This window comes from Synechococcus lacustris str. Tous, assembly GCF_003011125.1.
In the GTDB taxonomy this organism is placed as follows: Bacteria; Cyanobacteriota; Cyanobacteriia; order PCC-6307; family Cyanobiaceae; genus Synechococcus_D; species Synechococcus_D lacustris.
The window spans coordinates 1-1102 of the sequence record NZ_PXVC01000214.1; the positions used below are offsets into that span (position 1 = coordinate 1).

A 1102-nucleotide genomic window follows, 5' to 3' on the forward strand; every position below is an offset into this window, starting at 1 on the left:
ACAGTGGCCTGCTCAATGATCGGCCCTGCATCTAAATCTTCCGTTACGTAGTGGGCGGTGGCACCAATCAATTTCACACCACGCTCCCAAGCCCTTTGATAGGGCCGCGCTCCCGTGAAAGCGGGCAGAAAAGAATGGTGGATATTTATTACCTTTGGAAAATTCTGCAAAAAATTAGCGCTTAACACCTGCATGTATTTAGCAAGCACCACCAGCTCAATAGTTTCTTGCCTTAGTAAAGCTAATTGGCGTTGCTCTACTTCTGCTTTTGTGGCGGCATTGATTTCAAGTAGCTCAAACCTGGCGCCAAAATCCTCAGCTATTTGCCGCAAATCCGGATGGTTACTAATCACCAGGGGCACCTGCATCGGCAATTCACCAGCCTTAGTGCGCCAGAGCAGATCGAGCAGGCAATGGTCTTGCTTACTAACAAATAGGGCCACTCGGGGCAGATGATCGGAAAAGTGCAATTGGCCTTCACCACCGAGCCGCTGGGCCAGAGCAGTGGCCGCCGCAGGAATCGCCTGCCGGGGCAGGCCAAAACCATCTAGATCCCATTCGATCCTGCTAAGAAATAAACCAGCACCGCCATCAGTGTGGTGATCAGCGTGGCGGATATTGCCCCCATTAGCTGCCACCCAACCCGATATTTCACTCACCAAACCAGGGCGATCGGGGCAGATCAATTGAAAGATCGCCGTTGCTAAAGCCATGGATGCATTTAAACGAGCTATTTCTATTACAACCCGCGCAGCCCCAGCATGGATTCCGTTTTTCAGCGGCTGGCCCCATACCTGGTGCCCCAGGCCCGTCGTGGGGTGGTGGGTAGTAGTAGATATGCGAAAGCCCTGCGGGAGCAGTTGCGCTTGGCTGCAAACAACAAGATCGAGCAGCCGGTGTTGTTGATGGGGGAACCGGGTTTAGAAAAAGACAACCTGGCTGCCCTAATTCATTTCAGCTCCGCCCAAAGGCGACTGCCCCTGATTCGGCTTGATGGCGCCCTATTGCGAGCCGATGGCGCTGAATTATTTGGCATGGGGCACCCCTCCCTATTGGAGTGTTTAAACGGTGGCACCCTGCTAATCGATAAATTTGATAAAGC

Annotated in this window: 2 protein-coding genes; one reads left to right on the top strand and one right to left on the bottom strand. The window is 52.7% G+C overall.

Annotation, left to right across the window (positions count from 1 at the left end):
• Positions 1-713, bottom strand: a 713-nt coding sequence (gene purU / locus C7K08_RS14410; protein WP_106501169.1) for a formyltetrahydrofolate deformylase, incomplete at its 3' end; no start/stop codon positions are given.
• Positions 714-761: 48 nt separating this feature from the next.
• Here purU and C7K08_RS14415 point away from each other — a divergent pair.
• Positions 762-1102, top strand: a 341-nt coding sequence (locus tag C7K08_RS14415) for a sigma 54-interacting transcriptional regulator (protein ID WP_162842912.1), incomplete at its 3' end; no start/stop codon positions are given.